General features: G+C 40.1%; 7 protein-coding genes. 4 read left to right on the forward strand and 3 right to left on the reverse strand.

Going from position 1 to position 5,945, the window contains the following annotated elements; genetic code table 11:
- Positions 1 to 263: 263 nt before the first annotated feature.
- Complete coding sequence (locus tag HZC12_05830) at positions 264 to 1,517, reverse strand: IS110 family transposase (protein MBI5026237.1); 1,254 nt, start codon at positions 1,515 to 1,517, stop codon at positions 264 to 266.
- A gap of 138 nt (positions 1,518 to 1,655) precedes the next feature.
- On the opposite strand from HZC12_05830, the gene HZC12_05835 reads away from it, so the two are divergent.
- The gene (locus HZC12_05835) at positions 1,656 to 1,964 is read left to right on the forward strand and encodes a transposase (protein ID MBI5026238.1); all 309 of its coding nucleotides are present in this window, start codon (positions 1,656 to 1,658) and stop codon (positions 1,962 to 1,964) included.
- A 517-nt stretch (positions 1,965 to 2,481) separates the two neighbouring features.
- Here the strand turns inward: HZC12_05835 and HZC12_05840 are convergent.
- Together HZC12_05840 and HZC12_05845 are read right to left on the reverse strand one after the other, a co-directional pair.
- Positions 2,482 to 2,898 carry a putative toxin-antitoxin system toxin component, PIN family gene (locus HZC12_05840; GenBank protein MBI5026239.1) on the reverse strand — a complete coding sequence of 139 codons (417 nt, stop codon included), beginning with the start codon at positions 2,896 to 2,898 and terminating at the stop codon, positions 2,482 to 2,484.
- A gap of 42 nt (positions 2,899 to 2,940) precedes the next feature.
- Complete coding sequence (locus HZC12_05845) at positions 2,941 to 4,134, reverse strand: IS256 family transposase (GenBank protein MBI5026240.1); 1,194 nt, start codon at positions 4,132 to 4,134, stop codon at positions 2,941 to 2,943.
- A gap of 330 nt (positions 4,135 to 4,464) precedes the next feature.
- Between HZC12_05845 and HZC12_05850 the strand changes: the two genes are divergently transcribed.
- Genes HZC12_05850 through HZC12_05860 form a run of 3 tightly spaced genes read left to right on the forward strand, consistent with a single transcriptional unit; the run spans position 4,465 to position 5,593 of the window.
- A complete protein-coding gene (locus tag HZC12_05850) occupies positions 4,465 to 4,830 on the forward strand; it encodes a nucleotidyltransferase domain-containing protein (protein ID MBI5026241.1) in 366 nt (121 codons plus the stop codon).
- Complete coding sequence (locus tag HZC12_05855) at positions 4,791 to 5,129, forward strand: nucleotidyltransferase domain-containing protein (protein MBI5026242.1); 339 nt, start codon at positions 4,791 to 4,793, stop codon at positions 5,127 to 5,129. Before HZC12_05850 ends, HZC12_05855 begins: the two co-directional genes overlap by 40 nt.
- Positions 5,117 to 5,593, forward strand: coding sequence for a hypothetical protein (locus tag HZC12_05860; protein MBI5026243.1), 477 nt, complete (start codon positions 5,117 to 5,119; stop codon positions 5,591 to 5,593). The genes HZC12_05855 and HZC12_05860 overlap by 13 nt, the downstream gene beginning before the upstream one ends.
- The last annotated feature ends 352 nt before the right edge of the window (positions 5,594 to 5,945 follow it).

Raw genomic sequence — 5,945 nt, forward strand, 5'->3', positions numbered from 1 at the left:
TGGTTTAACTAAGTCAAGCCCTTAATCCTGTTTTTGTTAAAGTTCGTCTGCCTTTCTTATACGATCATATCCTTTTAGTTGGTAAGGTAGCCCTGCCGTAAAGTCTTTCGTCCCGATGCTGGTAATTCGAGGGTCAATAGCCCTGACAATGCTTAATCGGAGATCAGAAAGAGCAGGGGGTAACGAGTTCTTGAAATGGAGGTCGGACATAGCCGCCTCGGACCTGACCCCGGTTATCCCCCTACCAACTTTATTGTTTTTCATTATGCTGCAAGCAACTCCATTTTCCGTTGATTGTATTGAACTCCGTCTCTTACCAAGGCAAATAGAACACGGAGAAGTTTCCTCGATATTGCTACCAAAGCCTTTGTCTTATGCATCTGATTGTTTTTAGTATGTCTGAGATAGTCTTCTCTAAATGCTCCTCCGGTCTTCACTGTCCTCAAAGCGGCAAAAAATAAACATTTGCGGAGCAATGGCCGCCCACGCTTTGTTATATGTTTCTGCCCCTGATGTTTACCGGAACTGATCTCAAAAAGATTCAAACCAGCAAGCTTTATGAGCTCTTCCGCCTTCTGGTAACGATGCAGATCGCCGGCTTCTCCTAAAACTATCGCCAGCGAGATAGGCCCGATTCCCGGTATTGACAGTAATTGTCCTGCATAGGGTATCTTATGCAATAAACACAGCAGTTCTTTTTCAATGACTGATATTTCCTTTTGGATATTCTCTATCGTAGCGACCGAGCTTCTTATTGCGTATGCCGCAGCTTCAATTCCTTCTCTTAGGCCGATTGTGGTGGAAGCAGCAGAACGAAGTCTTTCAGCATAAGCATGTGAATGTTGGCCATGACTTGCGGTACGCAGTACAGATATTAACTTCTTTATATTTGTCCCTATAATCCTCTCAGGTGTAGTAAAGTTCTTCAATATATATAGTGAAGTCTTGCTCTCAAGTTTTTTGAAAATACTTCCATATTCCGGAAAAACTGTATCAACAAGACTGTGCAGGATATTTCTTTGTACACCAAGTTCTACAACTTTCTGCTCCCGAAGTTTTGAATAACAGCGAAGATCGGCAAAATGTCCTCTTGGTAGTATAAGCCTCTGGAATTTGCCCATCCGAATTAACATGGCGATTATCCCTGCGTCTTTACTGTCAGTCTTGCCCGGACTGTTATCATAAAGCTCCTTTGTCTTCTTTACATATTTTGGATTTACCTGAACCAACCTTATGCTATGTCTGCCATCCAGAAAAGAAGCTAATGCTTCCCAATAATGCCCGGTGGATTCAAGGCCGACTATTATTGAACTGCAGCCCGCCCGCTCTTTATTCAGTATCAGCCAACTCAACAATGCTTCAAATCCTTCCCTTGTGTTTTGGAAACAGAATGGCTTTGATTCTCTGCCATCCTCCAACAGTATTCTTGCAAAATGGGTTTGTTTGGCAATGTCGATTCCCACTAACATTTCTCCTATGTTGACGATACGCCCTCTTTCTGTTTTACTAATTATCATGGTGGCCCCCCTTTAGGTTAGTTGTTTCTGGCGATTCAACTTTATCCTATCAGGTTAAGGGTCACCTGTTTAATGCTTTTCTTTGTTATAGCATTCTTGACTATTGACATTTAACATTGATATTGCTATTCTTTTCCTGTGGCAAGGAAACCCCGTATAGAATTCGAAGGCGCTTTTTATCACATCATAACAAGAGGCAACCAAAGGCAGAAGATATTCAAAGACAACGCCGACTTCCTGCAATATCTCGATACGCTCTCCAGATATAAAACCCAATACGGATATTACCTCTATGTATATGTCCTAATGAATAACCACGTGCATCTTCTGATTGAAACCCGGAAAACGCCCCTTTCAAAGATACTTCAGGGCATTAACCAGAGCTATACAGTATATTTCAACAGAAAGAAAAAGGCCCGAACGGAGGGGATAGTTGTAGAAAAGTAGAAGGTAGTGATGGCTTGGAAGATAAAACTATGAAATGCTGTAAAGATACGGCGGATAAAGGAATATGGTTACCACCTGTAAATGATTGTCATGAGGCTGTAGATGACTGCATAAAAGGTACTGGACTGAAAAACCCAGGTGCTCCAGGGGGAAGACTTGGTCCACCTTGTGACCCGTGCCCTAAGTGAATTAGGATAATTGGCATTTTTTTATGAGGAAGGAACTGTCCAAGAATATAAAAGTCGCTCTTGTATTTTTGAGTGTATTATTGTTAAGCGTCCTCATTGCTGAGAAATCAGGGAACATTTTTATCTTTGGTTACATATACAAAGCTTCACTTGTTGTTTTCTTTCTGACCTCGTTGTATGTAAACAGAGATTTATTTATGAGCGTGAAGAAAAATTATTTGCGCTATTTCTTGATCGTCATTCTGTGTAGTTCAATTACCTTTTTATTTGGATACATTGCCTTAATTATTGCAGTGAATTTTGATCTTGCTCTAGGTGGGAGTTTATAGTCATGATCCTCTCCTCACCCTCTCCATAAACGCCTTGACATCGATGATCTTGACGCCGTGGAAGTGCTTGAGGTTTCTTAAGTGCGGGTCACGGGAGACGATGTAATCGGCCTTTGCTTCCATCGCACAGGCAAGGAACATATCATCAGTAGGATCATCAGCAATCTTCTTTATGCTATAGCTGCCCCTGACAATCAAAGCCTTTTCCATCACCATACCGATAAACTCATCGATATCTTCTTTTGACGGTTTGAACTGCTTGAGAATCCGGGGATAATGGATCACCCTGTAAAGCTCGGCCATAATCTCTTTTGAAGTCACGAGCGTAAAGGTCTCATCTGCAATCATATCCCTGAGTTCTTTAGCCAGTCCTTCCTTAGAACCTATAAGGAAAGGGGTCAAACCTAAATTATACACTTTATAAAGTACAAAGCAAGCATGCCAGTATCAGGGGTAGTGTCAAGACATTTGTGTAAATTCTTTTAAGGGTTTAATTCTCCATTTATCGTTTAAGTGACTTAATACTGCATAAACAATCCTCTCAATACTTTGAGTGTTATTAAAACAGCTCATAGGTCGCGTTCTTCTTCTGACCTCTCTGAATGCCCTTTCTATTACGTTTGTAGTTCTTACTTTAATCCGTATTTCCTTGGGGCATGAGTAGAAGTTCAGCAGTTCTTCCATATCCTTCTCAATACATTTTACTGCCTTGGGGCAGACAGATCTCCACTTCTTTGTCCATTTATTGTATGCCTCTACAGCCTCTTGCCTGTTTTTGGCATTGTAGATGGCTCGGGCTTCCTTTATGCATTTGTCCTGATCCTTTTTTCTCAGGTAATTAGATACGTTCCTTAGTTTGTGCGCCCAGCACCTCTGCCTTTTCACTTTCGGATAAACATAGTCAACAGCATTTTCAAGCCCTGCATTGCCATCAGTGATGATTAACCCCAGCATCTCACCTGTAAGCCCACGATTATAGAGATTGTTCAGAAAGCCCTCCCACCTCCTTGCGCTCTCATGGCTTGTTACCATAAAGTCTATCAATTCCCTTTTGCCTTGTACCGTTATGCCGTATGCCACAAGCACTGTTTTTTTCTTTGAGCCAAATCCTGTCTTTGTCTTTAATACGATCCCATCCAAGAACAGATAAAGATACCGATCTTCTATCTTACGTTTATGGTATTTCTCTACTCCTTCATCAAGACTCCTGGCTATATTAGATATGGTCTGTGCACTCACCCCTTCTCCAAGAAGCGGTTTTAATGCTTCTCCCGCAAGTCGAGTTGATGCTCCATATAAAAATATCTTCATCAATGCAGCATCCACTTCATCTATCCTTTGCCGGTAACGAGGTATTATATTGCTGTCATAACCTCCGCCACGTATCCTCGGCATCTTTATCTGAAGCCGCCCATCTTTTAAGATTATCCATCTGTCCCAATAACCGTTTCGGTAGTCCTTGCGGCCAGTGCGCCGCTCATACGGCTTGCAACTTATCAACATCTCTCTCTCCGCTTCCAATGATCCCTCTATAAGCTTCTTCCTGAATGCTTTCACCGTTTCATCGTGATCTTGCCAATATTCTTTGAAACTCCTCTTGTATTCTCTGAATAAATCTGTTACCGTTAAATTCGTTATTTCTTTTACTGACATGGGTGTATTCCTCCTTTAAAAGTTTTTGCCGAAACTTATGGAGAATACACCCTTCCTTTTTTAGATTCAAATTTACACAGAAGATTTTACGCTACCACTTAACATGTGCAATTATGATTTTTACAAATAGTGCACAAATGATATTTCCGTAACATATAAAATAAAATTGTTTGACTTCATAGAGTCTATTTGCCATAATTTTTATTATATCAGGCTGAAAATTAGAAGGCAGACATGCCTATGCCCATGAATTGAGGTATGAGAAACTAAAGAGGGCATTGTATAACAGTGAGACAATGAGATTTTTAAGTGAAGTAGAAGGTGGTTTAAATGCAGAAGACAGCACTGCTTGATGAATACAGAAAGAGAAAAAAAGAGCAAACAGAGAACCTCAGAATCGAGATGCTCAAAAAGATCAAGGCTGCCCTGTCAGAGCTTTCAAAAATAATTTATTTTAAAGATGCCTATGTCTTTGGCTCAATTCTGAGGCCATCATTTTCAGAGGAATCAGACATAGATATAGCCTTTGATGGGCTTAAGGATGAGTATTTTTTTAAGACAATGTCATTTTTGTCCGACTTTCTTGGAAGAGATGTTGATGTAATTCAGCTTGAAGGGCATAGATTAAGGGATGGGATAATTAAAGAGGGGATTAAATGGCAGAAACCATACTTTCAAAAAGAAGGAAAGAGCTAAAAGAAAGCCTCAGGCAGAATGCATTAAAGAGGCTTAAAGAGGCAGGAAGAATGCTTTATGGCGAAGGGGCAGAGGGTGTTTATGTCTTTGGCTCTGTATTGAGGCCATTAGAGTTTAATGAGCATTCTGATGTTGACATTGCAATAAAGGGAATTTCTGAAGATAAACGGAGTTCTGTTACCGTAAGACTTGAAGAAATATTCAAGGGGATGCCTTTTGATGTTGTATTTCTTGAGGATGATTTGAGACCCGAAATCAGGGAAAAGATTAAAAAGGAAGGAATATTATGGAGTCGTTAATTGCTGATATAGATGCCGATATGAAACTTCTTAAAAAAGAGGTTGAAAGTATTACGAGGAAACTCTCAAGGCTTAAAAATGAAAAGGATCCGGAAAATATAGACTCACATACAAAGGCTATTGCAGGCTCTTTGCATTCCCTTTACTCAGGGTATGAAAACATTATTGAAAGGATAGTAAGGGCGATAGATGGAGATATCCCTCTGGGGAAAGACTATCATCTCATGCTTTTAAAAAGGGCATTAAACACGATTGAAGGTATAAGACCCCCTATAATATCCATTGATACATTCAGGCTTCTCGATGAGATGAGAACATACAGGCATAAATTCAGAAACATTTATCTTTACCTGTTGTCATCTAAAAGGATTATAGAGCTTGCATCCACAGGATTGGATTCATTTCAGCACTTTGAAGAAGATATAAATATCTTTAAAAGATTTCTAACATCAAAGGCAGAATAAGGTAAGTGCTAATGCCTGACTTTCCTGGAAGAGATGTTGATGAGTGATGCCATTGTTACCAGTAGGACAGGCGTCTCGCCTGTCAATAGAGAATATATCCAAACAAAAATCGCTCAACTTAGGTTTTAATCATTCTCGTATAGTCGAGTCTCCGACCTGCCTGAGGATACTTACACCTGCGGGTTCAATTTTGCAAATTGAACCCTTAAGTTTGAAAATTACATTCATGCAAATCCTTACAATGAAATTGTTGTTGAGCCAGTACTTTTATGAAATATAAAACATTCGGGTTCAAGTCGTTGCGACTCGTAACTGAGTTACAAACTTGAACCCGCAGTGTAGAAATGTTTAA

The organism is Nitrospirota bacterium, assembly GCA_016214385.1.
Taxonomy (GTDB): Bacteria; Nitrospirota; Thermodesulfovibrionia; order UBA6902; family JACROP01; genus JACROP01.

Coding starts and splice junctions, on each gene's coding strand:
- HZC12_05830 (MBI5026237.1), bottom strand. CDS start 1,517: ATGATAATTAGTAAAACAGAAAGAGGGCGTATCGTCAACATAGGAGAA.
- HZC12_05845 (MBI5026240.1), bottom strand. CDS start 4,134: ATGTCAGTAAAAGAAATAACGAATTTAACGGTAACAGATTTATTCAGA.
- HZC12_05850 (MBI5026241.1), top strand. CDS start 4,465: ATGCAGAAGACAGCACTGCTTGATGAATACAGAAAGAGAAAAAAAGAG.
- HZC12_05855 (MBI5026242.1), top strand. CDS start 4,791: ATGGCAGAAACCATACTTTCAAAAAGAAGGAAAGAGCTAAAAGAAAGC.
- HZC12_05860 (MBI5026243.1), top strand. CDS start 5,117: ATGGAGTCGTTAATTGCTGATATAGATGCCGATATGAAACTTCTTAAA.